Genomic DNA, 26775 nt, shown 5'->3' on the forward strand with positions numbered 1-26775 from the left:
GCCCAAATCGCCGTTCACCGCAAAGGCCGCGCGAAGTCCGCGCACCGCCGCCCCGACCGCCTCAGCGCAGCTCCGGGACCCGGATCTCCCCGACCGGCCGCCCACCGCCCGACACGATCGGCCGCCGCAGCTCCGCCAGCCGCGACACATCGACCCCCAGGTACCGCAGCGCCTCCACCGCCAGCGGGGCGCACGCCCGCTTCGCGCCGTCATCCATCTTCAGCGCCACCGCGAACCCGTCCGGGAGGGCGAACGCCTGGACGCCCTCCGCGCCCGCCTTCGCCAGCAGACCCTCCACACCGGACATCAGCGCCGTGTCCTCGCGGCCCGTGCCCGCCACCAGCCACGGGTGCGACCGCATCGCCGAGGCCACCTCCGCGCACGGGCCACCAGAAGTCGAAACGCGGCCGAACGCCCGAGCCAGCCCCGTCAGGGAAAACGCGAACAGCGGCGCGCCGCACCCGTCGACACCCGTGTGGGCGATCGGCTCACCCGTCAGCGAGGAAACGGCGTCGGCGAGCGCCTGCTGCAGCGGGTGGTCCGGCGCCGCGTAGCCCGACACCGGCCAGCCCGCGCGGACGCACGTCGTCAGCATCGCCGTGTGCTTGCCCGAACAGTTCATCGTCACGCGCCGCGGCTCGGCCGCGTCGCGCATGCTCGGCTCGTGCAGCGGGAAGTCCGGCGGGCACGCCAAATCCTCTTCGCGAAGGCCGGCCGCCTCCAGCAGCTCCAGCACCCGCTTCACGTGCCCCGGCTCACCCGAGTGGGACGCGCACGCCAGCGCCAGGTCCTCGCCCGTGAAGTCCAGCCCCGCCCGCAGCATCCCGACCGCCTGCAGCGGCTTGTTCGACGACCGCGGGTACACCGGCGAGGCCACGTCGCCCAGGGCCAGCCGAACCGCCCCTTCCGGGCCGGTGATCACCAGCGCGCCGCGGTGGACGCTTTCGACGAAACCGGACCGGACGACTTCGGCCAGCACGGGGTTGGTCACTCGCCGCGGCCGCCCTCGTTCTCCAGCAGCTCGTCCACTGTGGCCGAGCCCTGCTGGTAGCGCTTCGCGATCTCCGCGTTCAGCGTGTCCATCACACCTTGGACCTCGCGGCGGAACGACGACACCGAAAGTTCTTCGCGCGCGTACGTGTCCAAAGCGGAGGCGAGCTTCTCGTCCGACAGGGACCCGACGTCGGTCAGGTCCGTGTCGCCGATCAGGGCCTCCGCGTGCCGCCGGTGCTCGCCCGCGCGGGACGGCTCCAGCTGCTGGTGACGTCCCGAACCCGCCGCCGGGCCCAGCGCGTTGTCGGCCAGGATCGTGGCCAGCTGGTCGACGATGCTCGCTTCGCCGCCGGAACTGCGCCGCGCCTGCTCCGCGCGCACGATGTCGATCCGGGCGTGCAGGAGACGGCGCAGGTAGGACAGGTCGGTCTCTTCCTGCGCGGCTTCGTCACGCCGCTCGCGCAGCACGTTCAGCGGCAGTTCACCCAGGCCGCTGAGGTACCCCGGGCCGAGCACGCGGTCGATCCGCCGCCTGCCACCGGGCCGCACTTCGATCACAGCGCAGTTTATCCCCCTCACGCGTGATCTCGCTGTCAGACCCGGGAGTTCAGCCGCGGAGTTGGGCGGCCGCCGCCCGGCCCGGCGCCGGCTGCTCCGCGGGCACCGAATCCGGGTCGATCGCCGCCTGGACGAGGTTGTCCTCCGACCCCGTCAGCAGCTCCGCGCCCACCGGTGTCGACCGCTTGACCAGCGCCAACGCGATCGGGCCGAGCTCGTGGTGCTGGATCACCGTGCCGATCCGGCCGACCGTCCGGCCGTCGAGCAGCACCGGGTCGCCGGTCTCCGGGGTGACCTCGGGCGAGCCGTCGAGGTGCAGCAGGAGCAGGTTCCGCGGCGGACGTCCCACGTTGTGGACCTTCGACACGGTTTCCTGGCCGCGGTAGCAGCCCTTCGCCACGTGCGCGGCCGAGCCGACCCAGCCCACCTCGTGCGGGATCGTGCGGTCGTCGGTGTCGACGCCCAGCCGCGGCCGCACCGACTCGACGCGCAGGGCGTCGAACACCCAGCTGCCCGCCGCCCGCGCGCCCGCGTCGGTCAGCCGCTTCCACCAGTCCAGCAGCGCCGCGCGCGGCACCGCCAGGTCGACGCTGGAGCGGCCCGGCCACGGCATCCGCCGCGCGAAGCCGCCGCCCGGCAACGCCGCCACCGCGTACGGCTCCGGGCCGACCTCGGCGCCCACCGCGCTCAGCACGCGCTCGGCGTCCGGGCCCAGCACGGTGAGCAGCGCGAGCTCGCCGGTCGCGTCGCGGATGTCCACCTTGGCCCAGAACTTCATCGCCTCGAGGTACTCGCGCAGCGTCTGGGGGCCGCCCTTGGGCAGCGCGCTGGTCACCCGCGGATCCGGATCCGCGTCGAGGTACACCGTGCCGTCGAGGTGCGCGAGCACCATGTGCGCTTCGACGCGGCCCTGGCTGTCCAGCACCAGCGCCTCGGTGCCGGAGCCCTCGGCCAGCCCGGTCACGTGCTGCGAGATCACCAGGTGCAGCCACGACAGCCGCTCTTCGCCGCTGACGGCGAGGAACTCGCGGTGCGAGCGGTCGATCACGACCACGCTGCGCGAGGCCGTGCGCTGCTCGGCGAAGGGGTCTCCCCAGTGCCAGGGCACTCCGGCTTCGGGATGCACAGCGTCTGACTCGGGAGGAGGGATCGATCCGGGCACGTCCAGCAGCGGCGAGCGGTACGGCATACCACCCAGCCTAGGTGAGTACCAATCCGGCCGACAGCAGGCCGACACCCGCGCGGTACGCGACCGTTGCCGCGAAGCCGTTCGGCCGTGGCTGTGATCGGATCGGTGCCGGTCGGCACAGTACGGTGTCCGCATGCGCGTGCTCGTCTTCCTCGACGGAACCCCGGCCGACCCCGACGTGGCCCAGATCAAGGTCGACGACCTCGGGCTGATGCGCGGCGACGGCGTCTTCGAGACGATCCTCGTCGTCGACGGCAAGCCCCGGGAACTGCGGCCGCACCTCGAGCGGCTGGCCCGGTCGGCAGCCATGCTCGACCTGCCCGAGCCCGACCTCGCGGCCTGGGACCGGGTCGTCTCGCAGGTGCTCGAGAGGTGGGCCGGCGGACCGGAAATGGTGCTGAAACTGGTGTACACGCGGGGATCCGAGGGTGACCCGGCCGCGGTGCCGACCGGTTTCGCGCTCGGTTCGGAAGTCGCGCCGTCGACGCTGAAAGCGCGAGCCGACGGCGTCGCGGCGATCACCCTCGAGCGCGGTTTCCCACCGGATCTCGCCGAGCGCGCGCCGTGGCTGCTGCTGGGGGCGAAGCCGCTGTCGTACGCGATGAACATGGCCGCGGTCCGCGAGGCGGGCCGCCGCGGCGCCGAAGACGTGATCTTCACCGCGGCCGACGGATCGGTGTTCGAAGGCCCGACGTCCACCGTGGTGCTCGCGAAGGGCCGCACGCTCTACACGCCGCCGCCGAGCATCGGGATCCTGCCGGGCACCACCCAGGCCGCGGTGTTCCGCGGCGCCGAGAAGGCCGGCTGGGCGGTCAAGGTGGAACCGCTGACCGTGCGCGACCTCGTCGAGGGCGACGGCGTCTTCATGGCCTCCAGCGTCCGCAAGCTCACCCGGGTGCACACGCTGGACGGCGAGCGGCTGCCGGATTCGGCGGCGGTGTACGCCGAGCTGCTCGCGGCCTACGAGGGCGAATACGCCTGACCCTGGGTGATCCGGACGACGGCGGGAGCCACCTCTTCGGCGCGGTAGGCGGCGATCTTGTGGTGGCCGTCGAGGATCAGCTCGCGTTCGCCGTCGGCCAGCACCACCGCCACCGGCCGGTGCCCGCTGCGGATGGCCGTCCGGTAGTAGCCGACGCGGGCCTCGTCCGACGGTGGCCAGGCGTCGGTCGGGGTGAGCTCCTGCTCCGCCGGCAGCCGTTCCGGGCCGCTCACCCGGTAGTCGCCGTCGACGAGCAGGTCGAGGACCGGCCCGAGCGTGGTGGCCAGCGGACGGCGCAGCTGCCCGGTGGCCAGGGCGATCCGCAGCGACTGCGGCAGCTCCGCCCGCGCCCGCGCGTTCACGTCGAGGAAACCCGTGCCGCCGCTGATCCTCACCTGTTCCACGTCTATCAGGACGGGTGGCGGCTCGACATGGTTCCGGCCGCTACCCGGACGGGTGCACCCGTGACCGCGGTCTCACCCGCGTGGCGGTACGCCTTGCTCAGGAAGGCCGGAACCGGATTCGAATACCCGGACGAGCCTGCGCGAGGGCAGGCAATGCCGCCGTTTTCACGACGGCGGCGACCGGATAGCCGCCGGTGGTCGGGTGGTCGGCGAGGAACACGACCGGCAGCCCGCTCGGCGGCACCTGGATCGAGCCGGTGACGACACCTTCGCTGGGCAGCTCGCCGTCGACGGCCCGGCGCAGCGGCGTCCCGTCGAGGCGCAGGCCGACGCGGTTCGACTCGGCGGTCACCGTCCACCCGGCCGCGAGCCCGCCCGCCGGGTCGGCGAACCAGTCGTCGCGGGGCCCGAGCGTCACGGGCACCACGAGCTCGGCCGGCGCTCGCACGGGCACGACGACGTCCGCGCCGGCGGGAATCCCGGGGTGGCCCAGCGGCAGGACGTCTCCGGCGCGCAACGGCTCGGGTCCGATGCCCGACAGGACGTCCCGGGACCGGCTGCCCAGCACCGGCTCCACCGCGATCCCGCCGGAGACGGCCAGGTAGCAGCGAAGGCCCGTCGACGGCGTGCCCACGGTCAACGTCTGCCCGGCGCGCACCGCCAAGGCCGCGTGGGAACCGGCGGGACGGCCGTCGAGCCGGACGTCGACCGCCGGGCCGGTGACCGCCGCCGTCACCGCGGCGGTGAACCGCACGGAGAGGCCGCCGAGCAGGGCCTCGATCCCGGCGGCGGCCTCGGGGTTGCCGACGAGCCGGTTGGCCAGCCGCAGCGACGCCTGGTCGAGAGCGCCCGACGGCGCGACCCCCAGGTGGGCGTAACCGGGCCGGCCGAGGTCCTCGACCAGCGCGTGCCGCCCGGGATCGAGCACCTCCAGTGCCCTCACCGCACGCTCCGGAAGCGGACGCGGTCGCCCGGCGCGAACAGCGCGGGCGGGTCGGCGTGGGGGTCGAACAGCGTCGCCGACGTGTGCCCGAGCAGCCGCCAGCCGCCCGGTGACTCACGCGGGTAGACGCCGGTGAACTCGCCGGCGAGCCCAACCGACCCGGCCGGGACGCGGGTGCGCGGGGACTCGAGGCGAGGCTGCCGGAGCTGCGAGGGAAGCCCGGTCAGGTAACCGAAGCCGGGCGCGAACCCGGTGAACGCCACGGTGTAGACGGCTTCGGTGTGGAGCTCGACGACGGCGTCCGGGGAAAGCCCGGCGTCCGAAGCGACCAGGGCCAGGTCCTCGCCGTCGTAGCGGACGTCGAGAGTCACTTCGCGGGGCTCGGCCGACGGCGGGTACGCGAGGTCGGCGTCTTCGAGCAGGGCCCGGACGGCCGCGACCCCGCCGACGACGAGCAGGCTGCGCGCGCCGGGCACGAGGTCGACGACCCCGGGCGGCCGCCCGGCCAGCACGGTGGCGTGGGCGGCCCGCATCTGCTCCAGCGAGTCGCAGTCGAGCAGGGCGGCGTCCTCGCCACACCGCCGCCAGCGCACGGTGTCAGCCGACGACGCGGTGCAGCAGCGCCGAGGTGTGCGGCTGCATCTCCTGGCCCGCCATCGCCCGCTCCTCGACGTAGCCGAGGGAGCCTTCGATCAGGCCGTACAGGCGCTGGGCCGCGGTGACGTCCTTGGCCGTGGCCGTGCGGATCACCGCGTCCGTGCCGAGCTCCCAGGACGTCTGGTTGCGCGGCTTGCCGTAGTACAGCTCGACGATGCCGGTGTTGTGCGTGAGCAGCAGCTCGATCGTGTCGTCCGCCTGGGGGCGCCAGAACCCGGACTCGCGGGCGGCGGGGCGGATGACGTTGCCGTCGTCGTCCAGCAGCCACGAGCGCGACTCGTGGATCAGGAACGGGCGGCCGTCGTGGGAGATCGTCAGCTGCTGCGCGAACTTGTACGGGCCCTCGATGGTCGGGTAGTCGACCTCGCCCTCACCGCGCCAGACGCCGACGAGCGGCAGCAGCGCGAGGCAGGCGTCGTTGAGGTTCGGCCCCTCGCGCAGGTTCGCGGTGTCGTTCGGGATGGGCAGGTCGTCCCACAGCGGGAGGTTGCGCGAGCGGGTGCTCTCCGCGCGCTTCTCCGCTGCCACGATGGCTTCGTCGCCGCTGGCGGTCATGGGTCAGCGCTGGTCCGCGTACAGCCGGTAGACGACGTACACGGCGAACCAGGTGATCGCGATGCCGGCGAGGACCAGCAGAGTCGTAAAGAAGGCTTCCACGCCCCGCAGAATAGTCCGCCCGGCTCCCGACGGCCCTGCGCAGGGTCGCCGCGGTGAGCACGGTCACCCGGCCGGAAACGCCGCGAGGGCCTCCCTGCCTCGAGCAGGAAGGCCCTCGCGGGATCGAGACTCAGGCGACCGAGATGGCCAGCTGGTGCAGGCCCGGGCCCTCGGCCTTGACCGAGGCTTCGCCGTTGCCGGTGCGGTGCAGGGCGCGAACCGTCCACTCGCCCGGCGCCGCGTAGAAGCGGAAGTCACCGTCGGCCGAGGAGACGACCTCGCCGGTGAAGTCGCCGCCGCCGTCCAGCAGCCGGACGAACGCGCCGCCGACCGGCCCGTTCGCGCCCGTCACCTTGCCGGCGAGCACGACCTGCCCGCGCGTGTCGAAGTCCGCCGGCGTGGCCTCCTGGGCCGGTGCGCCGCAGCTGTCGTCGACCGCCATCACTTGGCTCCCAACTCGACCGGCACGCCGACGAGCGAGCCGTATTCCGTCCACGAACCGTCGTAGTTCTTCACGTCCTGGTAACCCAGCAGCTCGTGGAGCGCGAACCACGCGATGGAGGAGCGCTCGCCGATGCGGCAGTAGGCGATGGTGCCCTTGTTCTCGTCGATGCCCTCGTCCTTGTAGAGCTCGCGGATCTCGTCCTCGGTCTTGAAGGTGCCGTCCTCGTTGGCGACCTTCGCCCACGGCACGTTCAGCGCGCCCGGGATGTGCCCGGGGACCTGGGACTGCTCCTGCGGCAGGTGCGCCGGGGCGAGCAGCTTGCCGGAGAACTCGTCGGGCGAGCGGACGTCGACGAAGTTCTTCGACCCGATCGACTGGACGACCTCGTCGCGGAACGCGCGCAGCGAGAGGTCCTGGTCCTGCGCCCGGTACTCGGTGCGGTCGCGCTTGACCTCGTCGGAGTTCAGCTCACGGCCGTCGAGCTCCCACTTCTTGCGGCCGCCGTCGAGGAGCTTGACCTTCTCGTGGCCGTACAGCTTGAAGTACCAGTACGCGTACGCGGCGAACCAGTTGTTGTTGCCGCCGTAGAGGATCACGAGGTCGTCGTTGGAGATGCCCTTCTCCGAAAGGAGCTTCTCGAAGCCCTCCTTGGAGACGAAGTCGCGGCGCACCCCGTCCTGCAGGTCGTTCCGCCAGTCGAACTTCACCGCGCCCCGGATGTGGCCGGCGTCGTAGGCGGTGGTGTCCTCGTCGACCTCGGCGAACACGACGCCGGGGGTGTCCAGGTTCTCCTCGGCCCACTGGGTGGTGACCAGGACGTCTTCACGGCTCATGAACAGAACTCTCTTTCTGGGGTTGACTCTCTAGGACGCGCGGGCGGGGCTGAAGCGTTTGATGAGCAGGTACATTTCGCAGCCCAGGCAGAAGTTGAAGGCCGCGTTGAGGAAGGCGGCGAACAGCGCGAACGCCGTCGCGACGATGCCGAGCGGGGTCACGTCCAGTGCGAAGCCGATCGTGCCGACCAGTGCGAACACGAACCCGACGGCCTGGGCGAACCGCAGCGGCGCCGCGTCCTCGCGCTCGGACGTCGGGCCGAGGCGCGGAGCCACCAGCGCGCGGTAGAGGATCGAGTACGGCGCCGGCTTGAGGCCGACGAAGGCGCCGATGGCGAACACGACGGTCTGGACCGCCAGCAGCGGCCACCACTGGGTGACCAGCACGACCGCGAGCACGATCGTGGTCAGGATGGCGGCGAACCGCGGTCCTCGCGGGTCGACGGCCGGTCCGGCGGGCATTCGTTCCTCCAGCTGGAGCTCCAGGGGGTGCGTGCGAACGGCACGCGTCAGCGGCATCGGGGCTGGCTGTCTCCGGACGTCGTTCAGCGCCGGACGGGGTGAACGCGACACAGGCTGCTGCGGACGCGGCAGAGGTCCACTGCGCGCCGCTGCGTCAAGAAGAAGCTGGTCAGCCCGGTCACGGGTGCGAGGGTACCCAGTGCTCCCTCAGAGTGGGAACCACGTTCATACCTTGGGACGATTCCCGTTTTCTGGGACGATGCCCAGGTCAGGACGTCCGAGTCGTGAGATGGGGCCGCAGCGCGTCCAGTAGCTCGGGGCCCTTGGGGACGCCGCCGACGCGCAGGAGCTCCCGGCCGTCCGGGGTCAGCGCGATCGTGGTCGGCGTCCGCAGCACGGACAGCGACTGCGCGACCTCCGGCTGGTTCGTGACGTCGAGTTCGACGTGGTGCAGGCCGTCGGTCCGCTCGGCCAGCGGCGCGAGCACGGCCTTCGCGTGCCGGCAGGGCGCGCAGAAGGTGGTCGAGATCTGGACCAGCGTCACCGCGGACGCCGGGTCGAGCACGGCGGTGACGGGAGCGGGCAGCTCGCGCGCCGGTTTGGCGTCGCGCACCCGGCCGTTGCGGGCCTTGAGCAGCGCGCCGACGGCGCCGGCGGCCACCAGCGTCGCCACGAGCACCCAGAGTCCCGTCACCGCACCGCTCCCTACTTGCTCAGGTCGGCGAACGACACGTTCGCCGCCTTGCCCTTGATCGTCACCGATCCGCTCTGCACCCGCACGCCGGTCGGGGTGACCGACAGCGGCAGGTCCTTCGTGCTGATCGAGGCGTTGAAGTTCGGCATCAGCACCTTCTGCACCGCCTGCGGGACGACCGTCGTCTCCTTGTCGTTGCCGAACTGCAGCCGCTTGGGCAGGAAGTTGATCGTGCCCTTGGCCGAGTCCGCCTCGATCATCGCGAAACAGAAGATTTCCAGATCCTTGCCCGCGAACTGAAGGTGTCCCGAAATGCGGACACCGGTGCTCGACTCGTCTTGGTCGGCCTGGCCTTCGGTGGTCTTCGTCGTGGTCGGCGCCGGCTCGCTCTGCTCGCTGTCGCCGTTCTGGACGTACTCGGTGGTCGACGGCTCGATCCGCAGGTCCTTGATCTTGTCCAGCGGCGAGACGCGGGCGAGGTCGGCGGCCTTGATGGTGACCGAGCCGGTCAGCTGCCCGATGGTGATCGTCTTCGTGTTGCCGTTCGTGAGGTCGGACAGCGGCGCCTTGACGTCCTCGAGTTCGGCGTTCACCGCGACGTCCTGCAGCTTGTCGCCGACCGGGACGCCGGCCGCGGCGATGCTGATGTGACTGTAGTCACCGCCCAGGGCCTGCGTGAGGAACGGGAAACCGTGGATCGTCACCGACGGGTCGTCGTTCAGCTGCAGCTGGGTGCGGGCCTTCTGCGAAATCATGTGCTCGGCGTACGCGGCGGCTCCGAAATCGGCGCCGACCAGCAGCAGCACCAGGACGATCAGCGCGATCACCCAGCGCCGGGCCCGGCGGCCGCGGCGTCGTGCGCCGGGCCTCGGTGCGGGTCGGTCGTCCCGGGTCACGGGCCTGCTCACCATCGCGTCCGTACTCCTGTTCGTCGGGGACACCCGGATTCCCCCAGGTGTGATCGATCCAGCAAGGGTTAGGTGCCCGGCCGTTCAGCCGCTATTCTCACTTAGCACCGACCAACGCCGCTGTGCGGCGACGACTCGAGAGGGCGGTGCGGCTGATGAGCCTGGACCTTCTGGTACTCACTGCGGAGGCCGACGCCACCTCGGTGCTTCCCGCGCTGGACCTGCTGCCGCACACCGTACGCGTCCGCGCTCCCGAAGTGACGGCCCTGCTCGACGCGGGCCACCGCGACGTGATCCTCCTCGACGCCCGCAGCGACCTGGCCTCGGCGAAGAGCCTCTGCCGCCTGCTCAAGGGCACCGGCGAGGACGAGGCGGCCACCCCGATCATCGCCGTCGTCGGCGAAGGCGGGCTCGTCGCCGTGAGCGCCGAGTGGCGCACCGACGACATCCTGCTGCCCACCGCGGGCCCGGCCGAGGTCGACGCCCGGCTGCGACTGGTGACGACCCGCGACGGGGGTTCCGCGCAGGTCGACGCCGAGCTGCGGGTCGGCGAGCTGGTCATCGACGAGGCCACCTACACCGCTCGCCTGCGCAAGCGCACCCTCGAGCTCACCTACAAGGAGTTCGAGCTGCTCAAGTACCTCGCGCAGCACGCGGGCCGGGTGTTCACCCGCGCCCAGCTGCTGCAGGAGGTCTGGGGCTACGACTTCTTCGGCGGCACCCGCACGGTCGACGTGCACGTCCGGCGGCTGCGCGCCAAGCTCGGCCCCGAGCACGAGCAGATGATCGGCACCGTGCGCAACGTCGGCTACAAGTTCGAGCGGCCGGCCAAGAGCGGCGGCCCGCGGCCGGGCGTGCCCGCGCAGGCCGAGGCACCCGCCGAGACTCCCGAACTCGCTCGCTGACGTCCCCACGTTCACCTGGACGCGGTGACATCCATCGCGTTGCCTTCCGGCGCGGGTACGGTCGCAGGGGTGACCGGAGAGTGGCGCCAGGAACTGGACGAAAAGCAGCTCGAGCACGTGCGGGGGCTGCTGCTGGCCGTGCGTGAGGCGGACGGGCGGCCCGAGGTCGAGCCCGACGGCCCGTTGCCCGGCGAGTTCGACGGCGGTGAGCACCTCGTCGCCTGCATCGAGGGCGAAGTCGTCGGCTACGCGCACCTCGACACGACCGGCGACTCCTTCGACCACCAGGTCGCCGAGCTGTTCGTGCACCCCGCACACCGCAACCGCGGTTACGGCGCGAAGCTGCTGCAGGCGCTCGACGAGCGGGCCGCCGTCGGGTTCCGCGTCTGGGCCCACGGTGACCACCCGGCCGCGCAGAAGCTGGCGGTGAAGACCGGGCTGGAGCGCAAGCGCGAGCTGCTGATCCTGCACGTCGACGTCGAACGCGCGGACTGGCCGGAGCCGATCCTGCGCGAGGGCGTCTCGCTGCGGACGTTCGTACCGGGCCAGGACGAGGACGCCGTCGTGCGGGTCAACGCGCGGGCGTTCGACTGGCACCCCGAACAGGGCGCCCTGACCGCCGACGACGTCCGCGCCGACGAAGCCCGGCCGTGGTTCGACGCCGACGGCTTCTTCCTCGCCGAAGAGAACGGTGAGGTCATCGGCTTCCACTGGACGAAGGTGCACGAGCCGACGCCGGGCCGGTTCGGCGGCGAGCGCGTCGGCGAGGTCTACGTCGTCGGCGTCGACCCGGCCGCGCAGGGTGGCGGGCTCGGGCGGGCGCTCACGCTCGCCGGGCTGCGGTACCTCGCGAGCCGGGGGCTGCGGCAGATCATCCTGTACGTCGAGGGGGACAACGCACCGGCGCTGGCGGTCTACACCAAGCTCGGGTTCACGCGTCACGAAACCGACGTCCAGTACGGTCGGTGACCACGGTCGACACCGTGCGAGCACGTCGTCACGGACGGCAAACGCGCAGGTCACGACCCGGACACGGCGGCCTCTCCGGGTAGTAGCACTGCTCACACGGGCGGCCTTGTTCACTTTGCGTTCATCTGGAGAGGGGCGAGCGTCCACCAGGGCTGCCTAATGTCCGGATCCGGCGCGGCAGCACAGCCGCGACGACCCGGTCAAGCTCCTGATGGAGGAAACAGCAGTGAAGATCATGCGGCCCCTGAGCGCGGTGGGCATCGTCGCGAGCGCCGCCCTCGTGCTCGCCGCCTGTGGTTCCGACCCCGCGGCGACCAACAGCAGCAGCTCGAACTCGGCTTCGGCGCCCGCTGCGACCGGCACCGCCGACGTGGAGTGCGGTGGCAAGAGCCCGCTCTCCGCCGAAGGTTCGTCGGCCCAGAAGAACGCCATCGACATCTTCACGCAGCAGTACGGCAAGAAGTGCTCCGGCCAGCAGGTCAACTACAACCCGAGCGGTTCGGGTGCGGGCGTCAAGCAGTTCAACGCCAACCAGATCGACTTCGGCGGCTCGGACTCGCCGATCAAGGACGCCGACGCCGCGGCCGCCAAGGCCCGCTGCGCCAGCAACGCCTGGAACATCCCGCTGGTCGTCGGCCCAATCGCGGTCGCCTACAAGCTGTCCGGTGTGGACAAGCTGACGCTGACCCCGTCGGTGACCGCCAAGATCTTCAGCGGTGCCATCACCAAGTGGAACGACCCCGCCATCAAGGGGGTCAAGGGCAACGAGAGCCTGAACCTGCCGGACAAGGCCATCCAGGTCGTCTCCCGCGCCGACGAGTCGGGCACCACCGACAACTTCCAGAAGTACCTGGGCGCGGCGGCGAAGACCGACTGGACCAAGGGCGCCGGCAAGAAGTTCAACGGTGGCGTCGGCAACGGTGCGCAGGGCTCCAACGGTGTCGCGACCGCGGTGAAGGCCTCTGACGGTGGCATCACCTACGTCGAGGGCGCGTTCGCCAAGGACGGCCTGACCGCGGCCCTGATCGACAGCGGCTCCGGCGGTGTCGAGCTCAACGCGGCGAACGTGGCCAAGTCCCTGGACGCGGCGAAGTTCCTCCACGAGGGCTCGAACGACCTCGCGCTCGACCTGAACGGCATCTACGCCAGCAACACCCCGGGTGCCTACCCCCTGCTGCTGACGACCTACGAGATCGTTTGCTCGAAGTACGCGGACCCGAACGTCGCGAAGGCCGTCAAGGCGTTCCTGACGGTGGCGGCCACCGACGGCCAGCAGCCGCTGTCCGCGAAGGGCTACGTGCCGATCCCGCAGTCGCTGCAGACCAAGGTCCTGGCCGCGGTCAAGGCCATTTCCTGACCCATTGCGACTGACACCCGAGTGATAGAGGCTGGTCAGAAGTAGCTGATGAGCGAGTCATCCTCGACGCGAACGCCCACCGGCGACCCCGGTGGGCGTTCGTCGTCCGTCACGACGCCCCCGGAGGTCCCGATTTCGGAGCAGCAAGCCCCGCCGGCGGAGAAGCAACCGCCCGCGGCCGAGAAACCGAAGAAGGTGCGCCCCGGTGACCGCATCTTCCAGAACCTGACCACCGGGGCCGGGATCTTCGTCGTCGCCCTGATCGGCCTGATCGGGCTCTTCCTGCTCATCCAGGCGATCCCGGCGCTGCAGGCCAACAAGGCCAGCTTCCTGACGAACCACGGCTGGTCGACCGGCGACCCCGCGAACATGTCGTTCGGCATCCTCGACCTGCTCGAGGTCACCGTGGCGACGTCGGTCGTGGCGCTGATCATCGCCATGCCGGTTTCGCTGGGCATCGCCCTGTTCCTGACGCAGTACGCGCCGGCGCGGCTCGCGCGGCCGTTCGCGTACGTGATCGACCTGCTCGCCGCGGTGCCGTCGATCATCTTCGGCCTGTGGGGCATCCTGGTCTTCGCCCCGGCGATCGAGCCGTTCTCGCAGTGGATCAACGACACGTTCTCGTGGTTTCCCCTGCTGGCGCCGGGCAACGTCGCGCCGAGCGTGCGCGGCACGATCTTCACCGCCGGCATCGTGCTGGCCGTGATGATCCTGCCGATCATCACGTCGCTCTCGCGCGAGGTCTTCGAACGCACGCCGACGCCGCACATCGAAGGCGCGCTGGCGCTCGGTGCCACCCGCTGGGAGGTCATCCGCACCACGGTGCTGCCGTTCGGCAAGGCCGGCTACGTCGGCGCCTCGATGCTCGGCCTCGGCCGCGCGCTCGGTGAAACGATCGCGCTGGCCGTCATCCTGCTCATCCCGCAGGGCAAGAACTTCGACTGGAGCCTCTTCGACGGTGGTGCCACCTTCGCCTCGAAGATCGCCGCCAACTACAGCGAATTCAACAACGAGGTTTCGGCCGGTGCGTACATCGCGGCCGGCCTGGTGCTGTTCGTGCTCACCTTCGTCGTGAACTTCGCCGCGCGGTCCATCATCGGCGACAAGAAGGGGGACTGAGCATGTCCACCTCAACGCTCGAAGCACCCGCGACGACCCCGGCGTTCCAGCAGGTCAGCATGGGGCGCAAGGTCAAGAACGGGCTGGCGACCACGCTGGTCTGGCTGTCGTTCCTGGTCGCCGTCGTCCCGCTGGTGTGGGTGCTCTACACGGTGATCGCGTACGGCATCAAGCGCATCCCCTACAGCAACTGGTGGGCCGAGGACTTCGGTGACGTCCTGTCGGACGAGGTCGGCGGCGGCGTGCTGCACGCCATCATCGGCACGCTGCTGCAGGGCCTGGTCTGCGCGGTCATCGCGGTGCCGATCGGCTTGCTCGTCGCGATCTACCTCGTCGAGTACGGCCGCAACGGCAAGCTCGCCAAGGCGACCACGTTCATGGTGGACATCCTCTCCGGTGTCCCGTCGATCGTGGCCGCGCTGTTCATCTACGCGCTGTGGATCACCACGCTCGGCCTGCCGCGCAGCGGTTTCGCCGTCTCGCTGGCCCTGGTGCTGCTGATGATCCCGGTCGTCGTCCGCTCGTCGGAGGAGATGCTGCGGATCGTCCCGGACGACCTGCGCGAGGCGTCGTACGCGCTGGGTGTGCCGAAGTGGAAGACGATCATGAAGATCGTGCTCCCGACGGCGCTGTCCGGCATCGTCGGCGGCGTCATGATGGCGCTCGCCCGCGTGATGGGCGAAACCGCGCCGCTGCTGGTCCTCGTCGGCTACTCGGCCTACACGAACTGGGACATCTTCCACGGCGAGCAGGCCGCGCTGCCGCTGCTGATGAACAACGAGCGCGTCAGCAACCCGATGGACCCGGGCTCGGTCGGCTTCGACCGGATCTGGGGCGCGGCGCTGACCCTGGTGCTCATCATCGCGCTGATCAACCTCCTCGCCACCGTGTTCGCGCGCCTCGTCGCCCCGAAGAAGAAGTGAGCTGTTCCTGATGGCCAAGCGAATCGATGTCAAGGACGTCGACATCTACTACGGCAAGTTCCACGCCGTGGACGGCGTCACCCTGTCCGTGCCGCCGCGCAACGTCACCGCGTTCATCGGCCCGTCGGGCTGCGGCAAGTCGACGGTGCTGCGCACGCTCAACCGCATGCACGAAGTGATCCCCGGCGCCCGCGTGGACGGCCAGGTGCTCCTCGACGGCGAGGACATCTACGCGTCGGCGGTCGACCCGGTCCAGGTGCGCCGCACGATCGGCATGGTGTTCCAGCGCCCCAACCCGTTCCCGACGATGTCCATCAAGGACAACGTCGTCGCGGGCCTGAAGCTGGGCGGCACCAAGGGCAAGAAGACCCTCGACGAGATCGCCGAGCGCGCCCTGCGCGGCGCGAACCTGTGGAACGAGGTCAAGGACCGCCTCAACAAGCCGGGCGGCGGCCTCTCGGGCGGTCAGCAGCAGCGGCTGTGCATCGCCCGCGCGATCGCGGTCCAGCCGGACGTCCTGCTGATGGACGAGCCGTGCTCGGCCCTGGACCCGATTTCCACGCTGGCGATCGAGGACCTGATCGGCGAGCTGAAGAAGGACTACACGATCGTCATCGTGACGCACAACATGCAGCAGGCGGCCCGGGTTTCCGACCAGACGGCGTTCTTCAACCTCGCCGGCGTCGGTCAGCCGGGCCGGCTGGTGGAGCTGAACGACACGGAGAAGATCTTCTCGAACCCGGACCAGAAGGCCACGGAAGACTACATTTCCGGCCGGTTCGGCTGAGTTCTCCTTGTGGGCAAGGCCTTTCTCGCCGGCGCTGGGGGCCGGCGGGGAAGGCCTTTCTTCGTCCAAAGTGGAGTAACGAGAAAGGCCCCCGGCACGCCGGGGGCCTTTCTCGTTGGTGTGGCTCAGATGTCTTCGTCCACGCCGTAGCCCGGCATCTTGCCGGTGACCACGAAGATCATCCGCTTCGCCACCGACACCGCGTGGTCGGCGTAGCGCTCGTAAAAGCGGCCCAGCAGCGTCACGTCGACCGCCGCGGCCACGCCGTGGGGCCACTCGCGGTCCATCAGGACCGTGAACAGGTGGCGGTGGATGTCGTCGACCTGGTCGTCGTCGGACTCGATCGTCTTCGCCGCTTCGATGTCCTTGGAGTGGATGACCTGCTCGACCTGGCGGGCCAGCTTGACCGCGATCTCGCCCATCTCGGCGAAGTACGGCCGCACCGCCTCGGGCAGCACCGGGTCGGGGTGGCGGCGCCGCGCGGCCTTCGCCACGTGCAGCGCCAGGTCGCCCATCCGCTCCAGGCTTTCGGCGGCGTGGATCGCCGCGAGCACCGTGCGCAGGTCGGTCGCCACCGGCGCCTGCAGGGCCAGCAGGGCGTACGCCTGTTCTTCGCACTGGGCGCGGGCGTCGTCGACCTTGGCGTCGTCGCTGATGACCTGCTCGGCGAGGCTCAGATCGGCCTCCAGCAGTGCCCGCGTGGCGCGCTCCATCGCCTCGGCGACCTGGACCGACATCGCGGCCAGGTGGTCGGCGAGCTGTTCGAGTTCGACATGGTAAGCCTCACGCATGGCCCAACCCTACGGCCAACCGTGACCAAATACCGCATCGCCGGGTGAACCGCACGTGAACCCGGACTAACGATCCTCGCGGATCAGCCCGTGCTGGTGCTCTTGCGGGTGGTGGTCGACTTCGGCGTGCCGGTGCTCTTCGGCTTCGACGTGCTGCTGGGCGGCGGAGCCTGCTCGTTCACCGGAACCGGCGCGTTCGGGTCGGGCAGCGGCGTGTTGTTGCGCAGCGCGTCGAAGAGGGCCTTCGTCTTGCTGAGGACGAGGACCTCGTTGCCGCGGGTGTTGGCCATGCCGACCGTCGGAACGGTGAGGAACGAGATCTTCGACGGGTCCAGGCCCTTCATCGACTGCGCCAGCGTCATCATCTGCTTGACGCCGAGGTTGTCGCCGAAGGTGGCTTTCGCGAAGGCGGTGATGAAGTCGCTGAGCTTGCCGGGGTCGAGCACGACGTCGGAGGACATGACCTTCTTCAGCAGCGCCCCGATGAACTCCTGCTGCCGCTTGATCCGGCCGTAGTCGGACGTCGGGTCGCCCTTGACGTGCCGCGCACGGACGAAGTTCAGCGCCTGGTCGCCGGAGATGGTGACGTCACCGGTCTGCAGCAGCACCTTGCCGAGGATGCTGTCGTCGATCGGGATGTCGGTGTGGATGGTGACGCCGTGCACCGCGTCGACCATCTCCTTGAAGCCGTTGAAGTCGATGCCGACGAAGTGGTTGATCCGCAGCCCGGTGATCTGCTGGATCACCTTGGTGACGCACGCCGGGCCGCCGACCGCGTACGCGGTGTTGAGCTTGGCGAACTTCGCGCCCTTGTAGACCTCGTCGGTCGTCTTGTTCTGCGCCGGGTCCCACTTCTGGCAGTCCGGGCGGTTGACTTCGAGGTCGCGCGGGAACGACGTGACGACGACCCGCTTCCGGTCGGCCGGGATGTGCGCGACCATCACGGTGTCGCTGCGGGCCCCGGGGGTGCTGTCGGCGGTGCCGACGCCTTCCTCGGCGGACGCGCCGTCCCGCGTGTCGGAGCCGACCATCAAGAAGTTCTCGTCGTTGGCCTGCGCGTCGGCGTCCTGGATGTCGGCGGAGTTCTCGTCGAGCGCGGAGACCTGGGTGAACTTGGCGTCGAAGTAGGTCTGCGCGCCCCAGGCGCCCCCGATGCCGAGGAAGACGAGCCCGGCCACGACGGCGGCGGCGATCCGCCCGAACTGCGCCGAGCGCCGCTTCGTGTCCGTCAGCTGGACGGGTTCGGCGTCGGTTTCCTCGGCCGCGGGCGCCGGCGCGACGACGCGCTGCAGGGCGGTGCGGGTGCTTTCGATCAGTGAGGTGGGCGAGAGGCGGTCCCGGCGTTCACGCCGCTTGGCTTCCTCGGCTTCCATCTCGTCGTGCGCGGCGGAGAACCGGGCGAGGGTGTGGTCGATCTTGCGCCGGTACTGGGTGGCCTCGTCGATCGCTTCCATCTCATCGGTCATGGTGAGCGGATCGAGCGCGGCACGAGGCGGAACGGCGGCCGCGCTGTCGGCGCGCGAAGGTGCGACTTCGGTCGAAGCCGCGGCACGACGCGGGGCGGGGTTATCGGTGGCGCGGCGGGGCGTGTGCCCGTCTGCGGCGGGGCGCGCGGCTTCTTCGGGGGAAGTGGCGGGGCGGCCTGCCGGGCCTTCGGCGGCACGCCGGGGTGCGTGCCCGTCTGCGGCGGGGCGCGCGGCTTCCTCGGGGGAAGTCGTGGTGCGGCGGCCTGCCGGGCCTTCGGCGGCACGCCGGGGTGCATGCCCGTCTGTCCCGGGGAGCGCGGCTTCCTCGGGGGAGGCCGTGGTGCGACGGCCTGCCGGGCCTTCGGCGGCGCGGCGGGGCGCGGCGGCGTCGGGCCCGGGGCGCTGAGGGACTTCTTCGGGAGAAGTGGCGATGCGGCGGCCTGCGGGACCATCGGCGGAGGTTGTGCGGCGGCCCGCAGGGCCGTCCGCACCGGGGCCCTGAGGTGCGGCGGCACCGGCCGGCGAGGCGGGGCGGCGGCCCACGGGACCGTCCCCGGCGGCTCGCGGAGCCGCGGCGCGACGGGGCGCCGGGCCGTCCGGCGCAGCTCCGTCGACTGGAGCCGGCGGGCGCCGGGATGCCGGGTCTGCGGTGCGGCGAGGCGCCGGGCTGTCCGGCGTGGAACGCGACGCAGTGGCCTCGCCCGAAGCTGCCGGGCGACCGACGGGACCATCCCCTGCTGCTCGCCGAGCTCCGGTGCGGCGGGGCGCCGGGCTGTCCGGTGTGGCTACCTCGCCTGGAGTCGACGGGCGCCGGGATGCCGGATCTGCGGTGCGGCGAGGCGCGGGGCTGTCCGGGGTAGCTGCCTCGCCCGGAGCAGCCGGGCGCCGGGAGGCGGGGGCCTCTGCGGTGCGGCGGGGTGCCGGACCGTCCGCGGCGGCGCGACGGGGCGACGGGCTGTCCGGCGTGGAACGCGGCGCAGCGGGCTCGCCCGAAGCTGCCGGGCGGCGGCTTCCGGGACCATCCACTGCTGGTCGCTGAGCCGCAGTTCGGCGGGGCGTCGGGCTGTCCGGCGTAACTCCGTCGGCCGGACCAGTCGGGCGCCGGGAGGCGGGGCCCTCTGCCGTGCGGCGGGGTGGCGGGCCGTCCGCGGCGGGACGGCGGCCTGCCGGGCCGTCGGTGGCTGCTCGACCTGCGGGCCCATCCGGCGCGCGGCGGGGGGCCGGGCTGTCCGGGGTCGGTCGCTGGGATGCGTGGCGGGGCGCCGCGCCCTCGGCCGGCTCCGTCGCCGGGCGCCGGAGCCGCCGGGGCGGCTGGGGCGCGGCCGACGTCTGCTGCGGGCCCGGGTTCGCCGCCGGGGGGCGGCGCTGGAGCGGGGCCTCCGGCAGCGGGGCCGCCGCCGTCGTGCGGCGGGGCTGGCGCGGGCGCGGGGTGCGTGATTGACGGTTGGCGTCCGTGGGTACTGGGTCTTCGGCAGCGCTCTGCCTCGAGGCACGCGGCTCGGCGTCATGGGCCGCCCGGTGGCCCGGCTGGTCCTGCTGGTCGCGGGACGGCAGGGGGCGGACGCCGGTGGTCTTGGCGACGACGTCGGAGACGCTGATCCCGCCCTGGTCCTCCATCGACCGGCGCCGTCCGGGCCGGGGGCGCGCGGGACCGTCGAGGTGGCGACCGGTTCCCGGGCTGTCGAGCTCGTCCGGCACTCGGTCTCCTTTCGCGCGATCGAAGGGGGTGGCTTCGACTTGGCCGTCTTCCCCCGCAGGAGGTGATCGTTCCCCCGGAGGTTTTCGTTATCGTACGGATACCCCCCGTTCGTGACGACACCCTCCCGGAATTTTCTTCACCTTGAGTCGACGAGCGGCCGGTGAGCGTCGACAAACGGGTGATAACGCTTGTCGACAGACGGAGTAATGCCGCCTTTGCGTCACTCAGAGTGGGTTATTAACTCTGTCGTTTGCGGGTCGTGATAGGCCACTTTGTTGCGGCCCGCGCGTTTCGCCGCATAAAGGAGGGCGTCCGCCTGACGCAGCTGGCGCTCGGGCGACGCCGGCGCTCCCGGCTCGTGCGCCAAGCCGGCGCTGATGGTCACCCGCAGGCCCGGTTGCAGGTCTGACCAGGGATGACGCTCGACGCGCAGTCGTGCTTCTTCGACGACGTGGACGGCCCGCCCGGCGTCGACTCCCGGCAGCCACAGCACGAACTCCTCGCCGCCGTAGCGGGCGCAGAAGGCATCGGGCGGCAGATTCTCCTGGAGGAGATCGGCGACCCGGCGCAGAACGCGGTCACCGACGAGGTGACCGTACGTGTCGTTCACGCTCTTGAAGCGGTCGAGATCGATCAGCGCAAGTCCGAACGGCGGACGGTCGGTGAACGGTCCGTACAACCGCTCGTCGAAGTAGCGGCGGTTGTAGCTGGACGTCAGCGGGTCGCGGAGACTTCCGTCACGGGCGATGTCCAGTGCGGATCGCAGGTGCTGGTAGGCGCGCCGCCAGTCGCCCTGGGTGGCGAAGAGCCCGGCGACGGCCTCGTGCAGGCGGAGCAGGTCCGGCGGCCGCGGGCCCGCCGTCCGGCTCGGCGTCCCTTCGCCCTCGGCGACCATCCCGACCTCGACCACCCCTTGGTTGTCGTCGTGGGGGCGGCCGCGCTTGAGGCGCCGGTGCGGGGGAAAGTGAATTTCGCTCAAACGGGACTACGCCGGTTACTCAGTGGAGTTGACGGATCAGAGCCCGGTGAACGGTTCGATGCTCTTGAGCTGGGCATACTGGTCTTTCGCCCAGTAACTCACATTGGCCGTCGGATCGTTCAGTAACTCTTTGTACTCATTCCAGGGCACCCAGCGCCAGCCGCCGACCTCCTCCGGGTTCGGTGCCGGCTCGGCGTCGGCCCACGCGGTGAAGACCGGGCAGAACTCGTTCTCGACGATCCCCTGGAACGGCGGCGTCCGGTAGCGGTAGTTCGGCAGCACGCAGTGCAGCCCGGACAGCGACGGCAGCCCGAGTTCGTAGTCCGCGCGGCGCCGGACGGCGTCCTCCAGTGCTTCGCCGGGCGCGGGGTGGCCGCAGACGCTGTTGGTCCAGACCCCCGGCCACACCTTCTTGTGAAGGGCACGCTGGGTGATCAGCAGGGCGTGATCGCTGCGCCGCAGGACATAGCACGAAAACGCCAGGTGCAGCCGGGTGTGCTCGTGGTGGCTGGCCAGCTTGGGGCCGGTTTCGCCGGTGGGCACGCCGTCTTCGGTGACGAAGACGACCTGTTCGGTCTCGGGTTCGATCGCGGTGTCCACATCCCCAGTGAACACGACGGCCCGCGGGCTGCCGTACCGCGAGGCGGGTGGGTTACGCCCGGTCCGCCCGGCGGGGTGACGGGCGATCACCGTGCGTTGAGGTGCTCCACGAGCAACGTGGTGACGGCTTCGGGCGCCTCCTCGGGCACCCAGTGCGAGACGTCTTCGAGCATCTCGAACCGATACGGCCCGGTGACCCGGTTGGCGGTGTCGAGCGCGGCGGTGGAGCCGAACGAGACGTCCTCGGTGCTCCAGATGTACAGGGTCGGCACGGTGATCTTGCCGATCTTCCCGCCCGGCCGTCCGGCCCGGTACCAGTTGAGGGCGGCGGTGAGCGCGCCCGGCTCGGACAGCCGCTGGACGTAGTCGTCGACCTTCGACGGCGACACGCGCCGCTCGAACATCTCGCGCAGCGCGTGGGCGCCGTTTTCCAGCATCCGCCGCTCGGTGACGCGGGTCTGGCGCCACTCGGTCATGTAGCGGGTCCGCAGGTACTGGTCTTCGTCGGTCTTCATGGCGTCGGCGAGCGCGCCGGGGTGCGGCGTGGAGACGACGGTGAGGCTGCGCAGCCGCTCGGGGTGCGCGTCGGCCGTCCACCAGGCGACGGCACCGCCCCAGTCATGCCCGACGAGGTCGAACTTCGGCCAGCCCAGCGCTTCGGTGATCGCGACGACGTCCCCGACGAGGTGATCGATGGAGTAGTCGCCGGCCTGCTCCAGCCGCACCCCGGGTGAGTAGCCGCGCTGGTCCGGCGCGACGGCCCGGAACCCGAGCACACCGAGGGTGGCGACCTGGTGCTCCCATTCGGTCGCGGCCTCGGGGAAGCCGTGCAGCAGCAGCACGGGCCGCCCGTCCTCGGGCCCGGCGGCGATGGCGTCGAAGGTGCCGGCTTCGGTGGGGATGCTGATGTGGTCGATCACGCAGGCGAATCTACTTCGCGAGCACCTCCTCCGTCGTGGCCACCTGCACGAGGGGTCCGTACAGGCGCATGATGTCCAACGCCTTCGCGTGGCTCTCGTCGTCCGCGCCCGCGCAGGCGTCGGAGACCACCGTGACCGCGACGCCCGCGTCCGCGGCCGCCAGGGCTGTCGACAGCACGCAGCAGTCCGTCGAGACGCCTGCCAGCACCAGGCCCGCGCCGCCCACTCGGGTGGCCATCCGCGGGTTCCACTTGCCGAACGTTGTCGCGTCCACTGTGGAGGGTGGCTGGAACGCGTCGACCACCTGGTACAGCGGTGCATCCGGCGGTTGCCGGGCGAACGGCCACTGCTCGTAGTACCGGCGCCAGGCTCCTTCCGGCTGCGCCGGCGCCACGAACCGGGTGAACACGACGTCGTTGCCGAACGCCGTCACCAGCCGGCGGATCGGCTCGACCACCTCGGCGAAGCGGGGCGTGAACCACGGGCTCGCCGGGTCGGCGAACACGTTCTGCAGGTCGATGACCGCCAGGATGCTCCTCACACCGCCTCCTGCTCGCGGACCCGCCGCCGCGTCGACAACGTCACCAGGAAGCCCAGGGCCAGCGCCACCAGCACGCCGAGGTTCGCGAAGGCCCACGCGCCTTCGCGGCCGCCCAGGCCGAGCGGTTCCAGCAGGTAGCCCTGCCACTTCAGCCAGTCCGCGGACGTGTTCGTCACCAGGCCCCAGCCGAGCACCGTCGCCACCAGTACCAGGGCGATCGGGCCGACGCGGACGTCGCCGTAGCGGCCGGCCGGGTCGAACAGCTCCCGCTCGGCGTAGTCGCGCCGCCGCAGCAGGACGTCCGCGAGCATCACCCCGCACCAGGCCGCGACCGGCACGCCCAGCGTCACCAGGAAACCCTGGAACTGGCCGAGGAACTCGCCGCCGAAGAAGACGATGTAGATCGTGCCGAGGACCATGATCACACCGTCGACCAGCGCCGCCGCGGGTCGCGGGATGCGCACGCCCGCCGAGAGCAGCGCCAGTCCCGACGAGTAGATGTCCAGCACCGCGCCGCCGACGAGGCCGAGCACCGCGACGATCGCGAACGGCACCAGGAACCACAGCGGCAGCAACGTCGTCAGCGCGCCGATCGGGTCGGCCGCGACGGCCTTGTTCAGGTCCGGCGACGAGCCGGCCAGCAGCAGCCCGAACACGAGCAGCACCACCGGCGCCACCGACGCACCGAACGTCGTCCAGCCGACCACGCCGCGGCTCGACGACGACCGCGGCAGGTAGCGCGAGTAGTCCGCGGCCGCGTTGACCCAGCCGAGGCCGAAGCCGGTCATCAGGAACACCAGCGCCCCGACCCACTGCTGCGCCGAGCCGGACGGCAGCGCGCGCACCGCGTCCCAGTGCACGTCTCCGACCACCAGGACCACGTAGACGACGGTGAGCACGCCGGTGATCCAGGTGATCCACGTCTGCAGCCGCATGATCGCGTCGAAGCCGAGGACGCCGGCGGCCACGGTCAGCGCCGCCACCACGACCAGCGCGACCACCTTCGTCGGGGTGCCGCCGCCCCAGCCGAGGCGTTCGAAGACGGTCGCCGTGGCCAGCGTCGCCAGCGCGGCGAGCACGGTTTCCCAGCCGACCGTCAGCAGCCACGAGATCGCCGACGGCAGCCGGTTGCCGCGCACGCCGAACGCCGCCCGCGACAGCAGCATCGTCGGCGCCGACCCGCGTTTGCCCGCGATGGCGATGAACCCGCACAGCAGGAACGAAAAGAGGATGCCGACGACGCCGGCGACCAGCGCCTGCCCGAACGAGATGCCGAAGCCGAGGGTGAACGAGCCGTAGCTCAGCCCCAGTACCGACACGTTCGCGCCGAACCACGGCCAGAACAGCTGCCGCGGCCGGCCACGCCGTTCGGCGTCGTCGATCACGTCGAGGCCGTTGGTCTCCACCTCGAGCCTGCGGGAACCGGTCATCGCGTCGCCTCCACCAGCTGGTCGATCTCTGCCCGGCCGGGCGCGGTCGCCGGCCCGCGCCGGGTCACCGAAAGCGCGGCCGCCGCGTTGGCGCGCACCGCGGCGTCGAGGACGGTACTGCCGCGCAACAGCTCCGCGGCCAGCACGCCGCAGTGCGTGTCGCCGGCGCCCGTGGTGTCCACGACGTCGACCGGAAACCCGGGAACGTCGGTGATCCGGCCGTTTTCGTGGACACGACAGCCTTTTGCGCCTTCGCGGACGACGGCGACCGGCGGCAGTTCGCCCAGTACCTCGGCTTCGCGGGCGGTGCAGCTCAATATGTCTATTGTGGACAATAAGTCATGCAGGTCTCCAGGGTTGATGTCGCCGATGAGCGGGCCAGGATCGAACAGGATCCTCGAGCCGGGAAGACGGGGCAGCCACTCGACGAGGGCCGCGCGATTGATCTCGTGCAACCAACTGTATCCGCTCACGTACACCACGTCGTCAGTCTTTGGGGTGATCCGGTCGAGCAGTTCCGCGCGCAGCCGTCCCTCGGCGCCGGTGCCGGTCGCGAAGGTGCGTTCGCCGGTGTCATCGACGAGCACGACGACGACGCCGGTGTCCACTTCGGACGTTGGTGCGTGCGCCAGTTCCACCCCTTCGGCCGCGAGCGCGGCGCGGGCGAGATCGCCGAAGGCACCTGTGCCATGGCTGCCCGCGTAAAGCACCTGGGCGCCGGAGCGCGCGGCGGCGGCCATGACGTTGAAACCGCCGCCCGGCAACAGTTTCGTCGACGAAGCCAGGACGTCGCCGCCGGCCGGTGGCAGGCTCGGCACCGTCATGACCAGGTCGACGACGACCTGCCCGGTGTGCACCAGCCGCCCGGTCATCGCCGGCGCAGCTTCAGCAGTTCGTCGACCAGCGGCCCGAATTCGAGCCGGTTGACGGCGAGCACGGTCTCGACGACGTCGGGGCGGAAGGCGCCGACGCCGTGCGCCGCGCCGAGCATCGCCCCGCAGATCGCGGCGACGGTGTCGGTGTCGCCGCCGAGCCCGGCGGCCAGGCGCAGCGCCGACGGCGGGTCGTCGCCCATGGCCTCCGCCAGCGCGAACGCGGCCACGACGGATTCCTGCGACAGCACGGACGTGCCGATGACCTGCGCGACCGCGTCGGCGACGGCGGGTGGTGCCATGCCCCGCACCCAGTCGCGCGCCCAGCGGATCCGGGCGGCGATCTCCCCGCCGGGCGCCCAGTGCCCGCGTTCCCCGCCGACGACCGCCGCCCGCTCGCCCGCGTCGAGTGCTTCGGCCAGGGTCGCGCCGTCTACGCCGGCGGAGACGGCGGCCGCGACCGCGGCGGCCGACGCGATGCCGAGGCTGGTGTTGTGCGTGACCCGCGCGGTCGCGACGACGGCGTCGACCAGGCGGTGCAGATCGTCCGACGGCGTCGCGATGCCGACCGGCGTGACGCGCATGGCGGCGCCGTTGGTGGTGCCCGTGCGGCCGGCTTCGTCGGCCGGGACGCCGTCCTGCAGCCGGGCGAGCGCGCGTTTGGTGGACGGCCCGAGCAGGTCCGCGGAACCGCGGCGGACCATGTCGGCCTCCCAGATCAGCAGGGCGTCGGCGAAGACGTGCGGCTCGACCGTGCCGCGGCCGTCGATCAGCAGCCGGGCCAGCAGGACGGCCTGCTCGGTGTCGTCGGTGACCGAGCCGGCGGGCATCGACGGCGCGACCGGCTGCTCGGCGACGGCGGTGAGCAGCCCGGTGACCGGCCCGTAGGTGGCGGCGATGGCGGCGCGGGACATCGACTGCGTCGGCATGCCGAGCGCGTCGCCGACGGCCAGCCCGGTGAACGCGCCGAGCGCCCGGTCCCGCGCGGTCACCGGTGTCCGAACGTGAGGTGGAACTGGAACCGGACCGGGTCCAGCAGGCTGACGACCCGCTCCACGAGCCGGCCTTCGGCGTCGACCGACGTGCGCTCGGCGCGCAGGAAGAGCTCGCCGATGCTCCGGCCGAGCAGTTCGGCGGCGCAGGCGTCGAGGCGTTCGGTGCTGATCCACTGGTCGCCGCCGACGGAGATCCGGCCGGCCGCTTCGAGGGTCTTGGTGAGGGAGCCGTCCTGCAGCCCGGTTTCGGGAAGGTCGGCGAGCGGCCCGACGGCGGGCACGGTGGCGGTCTCGAACGAGATTCCGCGGTCGTGTTCCCGTCGCAGCCGCCGCACGGCGACGTAGGTGGGCTCGCCGAATTCTTCTTGCAGCGCAACGTCTTCGACGGTTTCGATGCCGAGCAGTTCGGTGGTGACCGGCGCGCCGGCGTCGGCGAGCGCACGCGCCCAGCCGATCCGCTGGTCGAGCTGCACGCCGTCGAAGGTGACGAACGAGCCGACGCCGGCCTGGGTGGAGATGAGCTCGAGCTGCTGGAGTTCGGACAGGGCGCTGCGGACGGTGCCGCGGCTGACCTGGTACTGCAGGGCGAGCTGGTTCTCGCCGGGCAGGCGTTCGCCGTTGGCGAGGCGCCCGGAGCGGATCAGGTCGGTGAGGTCGCCGACCAGCTGCTGCCGCTTGCTGTACATGTCCACACCTG

Annotated in this window: 30 protein-coding genes; 8 read left to right on the forward strand and 22 right to left on the reverse strand. The window is 71.2% G+C overall.

Annotated elements, in window-relative coordinates; translation table 11 throughout:
- Nucleotides 1-61: 61 nt before the first annotated feature.
- The 3 genes from ACLJOU_RS04625 to ACLJOU_RS04635 are packed head-to-tail and all read right to left on the reverse strand — an operon-like array spanning nt 62 to nt 2740.
- Nucleotides 62-991 carry an asparaginase gene (locus tag ACLJOU_RS04625; RefSeq protein WP_410563418.1) on the reverse strand — a complete coding sequence of 310 codons (930 nt, stop codon included), beginning with the start codon at nt 989-991 and terminating at the stop codon, nt 62-64.
- Nucleotides 988-1551, reverse strand: coding sequence for an aerial mycelium formation protein (locus tag ACLJOU_RS04630; RefSeq protein ID WP_191315250.1), 564 nt, complete (start codon nt 1549-1551; stop codon nt 988-990). The genes ACLJOU_RS04625 and ACLJOU_RS04630 overlap by 4 nt, the downstream gene beginning before the upstream one ends.
- Before the next feature lie 49 nt (nt 1552-1600).
- Nucleotides 1601-2740, reverse strand: coding sequence for a YgfZ/GcvT domain-containing protein (locus ACLJOU_RS04635; RefSeq protein WP_410563419.1), 1140 nt, complete (start codon nt 2738-2740; stop codon nt 1601-1603).
- A 133-nt stretch (nt 2741-2873) separates the two neighbouring features.
- Between ACLJOU_RS04635 and ACLJOU_RS04640 the strand changes: the two genes are divergently transcribed.
- Nucleotides 2874-3722, forward strand: coding sequence for an aminodeoxychorismate lyase (locus ACLJOU_RS04640; protein WP_410563421.1), 849 nt, complete (start codon nt 2874-2876; stop codon nt 3720-3722).
- Here the strand turns inward: ACLJOU_RS04640 and ACLJOU_RS04645 are convergent.
- The 9 genes from ACLJOU_RS04645 to ACLJOU_RS04685 form a co-directional block, all read right to left on the reverse strand.
- The gene (locus ACLJOU_RS04645; protein ID WP_410563422.1) at nt 3701-4126 is read right to left on the reverse strand and encodes a hypothetical protein; all 426 of its coding nucleotides are present in this window, start codon (nt 4124-4126) and stop codon (nt 3701-3703) included. The two genes, ACLJOU_RS04640 and ACLJOU_RS04645, sit on opposite strands and share 22 nt — an antisense overlap.
- 97 nt (nt 4127-4223) lie before the next feature.
- Complete coding sequence (locus tag ACLJOU_RS04650) at nt 4224-5069, reverse strand: biotin-dependent carboxyltransferase family protein (protein WP_410563424.1); 846 nt, start codon at nt 5067-5069, stop codon at nt 4224-4226.
- On the reverse strand, nt 5066-5662 hold the full coding sequence (gene pxpB / locus ACLJOU_RS04655; protein WP_410563427.1) for a 5-oxoprolinase subunit PxpB: 597 nt from the start codon (nt 5660-5662) through the stop codon (nt 5066-5068). Before pxpB ends, ACLJOU_RS04650 begins: the two co-directional genes overlap by 4 nt.
- Before the next feature lie 4 nt (nt 5663-5666).
- A complete protein-coding gene (locus ACLJOU_RS04660) occupies nt 5667-6281 on the reverse strand; it encodes an FABP family protein (protein WP_410563429.1) in 615 nt (204 codons plus the stop codon).
- 232 nt (nt 6282-6513) lie between these two features.
- Nucleotides 6514-6825: a DUF1416 domain-containing protein gene (locus tag ACLJOU_RS04665; protein WP_410563432.1), complete on the reverse strand. Its 312-nt coding sequence runs from the start codon at nt 6823-6825 to the stop codon at nt 6514-6516.
- Nucleotides 6825-7661 carry a sulfurtransferase gene (locus tag ACLJOU_RS04670; RefSeq protein ID WP_410563434.1) on the reverse strand — a complete coding sequence of 279 codons (837 nt, stop codon included), beginning with the start codon at nt 7659-7661 and terminating at the stop codon, nt 6825-6827. Before ACLJOU_RS04670 ends, ACLJOU_RS04665 begins: the two co-directional genes overlap by 1 nt.
- 30 nt (nt 7662-7691) lie before the next feature.
- The gene (locus ACLJOU_RS04675; RefSeq protein ID WP_410564724.1) at nt 7692-8123 is read right to left on the reverse strand and encodes a DUF4395 domain-containing protein; all 432 of its coding nucleotides are present in this window, start codon (nt 8121-8123) and stop codon (nt 7692-7694) included.
- A gap of 268 nt (nt 8124-8391) precedes the next feature.
- Nucleotides 8392-8817 carry a TlpA family protein disulfide reductase gene (locus tag ACLJOU_RS04680; protein WP_410563436.1) on the reverse strand — a complete coding sequence of 142 codons (426 nt, stop codon included), beginning with the start codon at nt 8815-8817 and terminating at the stop codon, nt 8392-8394.
- Nucleotides 8818-8828: 11 nt separating this feature from the next.
- Nucleotides 8829-9728, reverse strand: coding sequence for a DUF2993 domain-containing protein (locus tag ACLJOU_RS04685; RefSeq protein WP_410563437.1), 900 nt, complete (start codon nt 9726-9728; stop codon nt 8829-8831).
- A 152-nt stretch (nt 9729-9880) separates the two neighbouring features.
- Between ACLJOU_RS04685 and ACLJOU_RS04690 the strand changes: the two genes are divergently transcribed.
- The 6 genes from ACLJOU_RS04690 to pstB all read left to right on the forward strand — a co-directional run bounded on the left by ACLJOU_RS04690 (nt 9881) and on the right by pstB (nt 15785).
- Entirely contained in the window at nt 9881-10630 is a 750-nt protein-coding gene (locus ACLJOU_RS04690; RefSeq protein ID WP_410563439.1) for a winged-helix domain-containing protein, read from the forward strand.
- Between the two features lie 69 nt (nt 10631-10699).
- Nucleotides 10700-11599, forward strand: a complete 900-nt coding sequence (mshD, locus tag ACLJOU_RS04695) for a mycothiol synthase (protein ID WP_410563440.1) — start codon at nt 10700-10702, stop codon at nt 11597-11599.
- Between the two features lie 226 nt (nt 11600-11825).
- Nucleotides 11826-12956 carry a phosphate ABC transporter substrate-binding protein PstS gene (gene pstS, locus ACLJOU_RS04700; RefSeq protein WP_410563442.1) on the forward strand — a complete coding sequence of 377 codons (1131 nt, stop codon included), beginning with the start codon at nt 11826-11828 and terminating at the stop codon, nt 12954-12956.
- Nucleotides 12957-13151: 195 nt separating this feature from the next.
- The gene (gene pstC / locus ACLJOU_RS04705) at nt 13152-14075 is read left to right on the forward strand and encodes a phosphate ABC transporter permease subunit PstC (RefSeq protein WP_410564725.1); all 924 of its coding nucleotides are present in this window, start codon (nt 13152-13154) and stop codon (nt 14073-14075) included.
- 2 nt (nt 14076-14077) lie between these two features.
- Nucleotides 14078-14998, forward strand: coding sequence for a phosphate ABC transporter permease PstA (pstA, locus tag ACLJOU_RS04710; protein ID WP_410563443.1), 921 nt, complete (start codon nt 14078-14080; stop codon nt 14996-14998).
- A 10-nt stretch (nt 14999-15008) separates the two neighbouring features.
- A complete protein-coding gene (pstB, locus tag ACLJOU_RS04715; RefSeq protein WP_410563445.1) occupies nt 15009-15785 on the forward strand; it encodes a phosphate ABC transporter ATP-binding protein PstB in 777 nt (258 codons plus the stop codon).
- Nucleotides 15786-15910: 125 nt separating this feature from the next.
- Here pstB and phoU read toward each other — a convergent pair whose 3' ends face one another.
- Together phoU and ACLJOU_RS04725 are read right to left on the reverse strand one after the other, a co-directional pair.
- Nucleotides 15911-16576, reverse strand: coding sequence for a phosphate signaling complex protein PhoU (gene phoU / locus ACLJOU_RS04720; RefSeq protein ID WP_410563448.1), 666 nt, complete (start codon nt 16574-16576; stop codon nt 15911-15913).
- Nucleotides 16577-16659: 83 nt separating this feature from the next.
- Nucleotides 16660-18042, reverse strand: coding sequence for an LCP family protein (locus tag ACLJOU_RS04725; RefSeq protein WP_410563450.1), 1383 nt, complete (start codon nt 18040-18042; stop codon nt 16660-16662).
- A gap of 1437 nt (nt 18043-19479) precedes the next feature.
- On the opposite strand from ACLJOU_RS04725, the gene ACLJOU_RS04730 reads away from it, so the two are divergent.
- Entirely contained in the window at nt 19480-19806 is a 327-nt protein-coding gene (locus ACLJOU_RS04730; RefSeq protein ID WP_410563453.1) for a hypothetical protein, read from the forward strand.
- 155 nt (nt 19807-19961) lie between these two features.
- On the opposite strand, the gene ACLJOU_RS04735 is transcribed toward ACLJOU_RS04730, so the two are convergent.
- The 8 genes from ACLJOU_RS04735 to ACLJOU_RS04770 form a co-directional block, all read right to left on the reverse strand.
- On the reverse strand, nt 19962-20636 hold the full coding sequence (locus ACLJOU_RS04735; RefSeq protein ID WP_410564726.1) for a GGDEF domain-containing protein: 675 nt from the start codon (nt 20634-20636) through the stop codon (nt 19962-19964).
- Between the two features lie 120 nt (nt 20637-20756).
- Nucleotides 20757-21320 (reverse strand): isopentenyl-diphosphate Delta-isomerase, encoded by a 564-nt coding sequence (idi, locus tag ACLJOU_RS04740; RefSeq protein WP_410563454.1) that lies wholly within the window; start codon nt 21318-21320, stop codon nt 20757-20759.
- Between the two features lie 86 nt (nt 21321-21406).
- Complete coding sequence (locus ACLJOU_RS04745; protein ID WP_410563457.1) at nt 21407-22240, reverse strand: alpha/beta fold hydrolase; 834 nt, start codon at nt 22238-22240, stop codon at nt 21407-21409.
- Between the two features lie 10 nt (nt 22241-22250).
- Nucleotides 22251-22781, reverse strand: a complete 531-nt coding sequence (locus tag ACLJOU_RS04750) for a cysteine hydrolase family protein (protein ID WP_410563459.1) — start codon at nt 22779-22781, stop codon at nt 22251-22253.
- Nucleotides 22778-24211, reverse strand: a complete 1434-nt coding sequence (locus tag ACLJOU_RS04755) for a purine-cytosine permease family protein (RefSeq protein WP_410563461.1) — start codon at nt 24209-24211, stop codon at nt 22778-22780. Before ACLJOU_RS04755 ends, ACLJOU_RS04750 begins: the two co-directional genes overlap by 4 nt.
- Complete coding sequence (locus ACLJOU_RS04760; protein ID WP_410563463.1) at nt 24208-25083, reverse strand: PfkB family carbohydrate kinase; 876 nt, start codon at nt 25081-25083, stop codon at nt 24208-24210. Before ACLJOU_RS04760 ends, ACLJOU_RS04755 begins: the two co-directional genes overlap by 4 nt.
- On the reverse strand, nt 25080-26075 hold the full coding sequence (locus ACLJOU_RS04765) for an ADP-ribosylglycohydrolase family protein (RefSeq protein ID WP_410563465.1): 996 nt from the start codon (nt 26073-26075) through the stop codon (nt 25080-25082). The genes ACLJOU_RS04760 and ACLJOU_RS04765 overlap by 4 nt, the downstream gene beginning before the upstream one ends.
- Nucleotides 26072-26764 (reverse strand): GntR family transcriptional regulator, encoded by a 693-nt coding sequence (locus ACLJOU_RS04770; protein ID WP_410563468.1) that lies wholly within the window; start codon nt 26762-26764, stop codon nt 26072-26074. Before ACLJOU_RS04770 ends, ACLJOU_RS04765 begins: the two co-directional genes overlap by 4 nt.
- Between the last annotated feature and the right edge of the window lie 11 nt (nt 26765-26775).

The organism is Amycolatopsis sp. cmx-4-61 (assembly GCF_046548775.1).
Lineage (GTDB): Bacteria > Actinomycetota > Actinomycetes > Mycobacteriales > Pseudonocardiaceae > Amycolatopsis.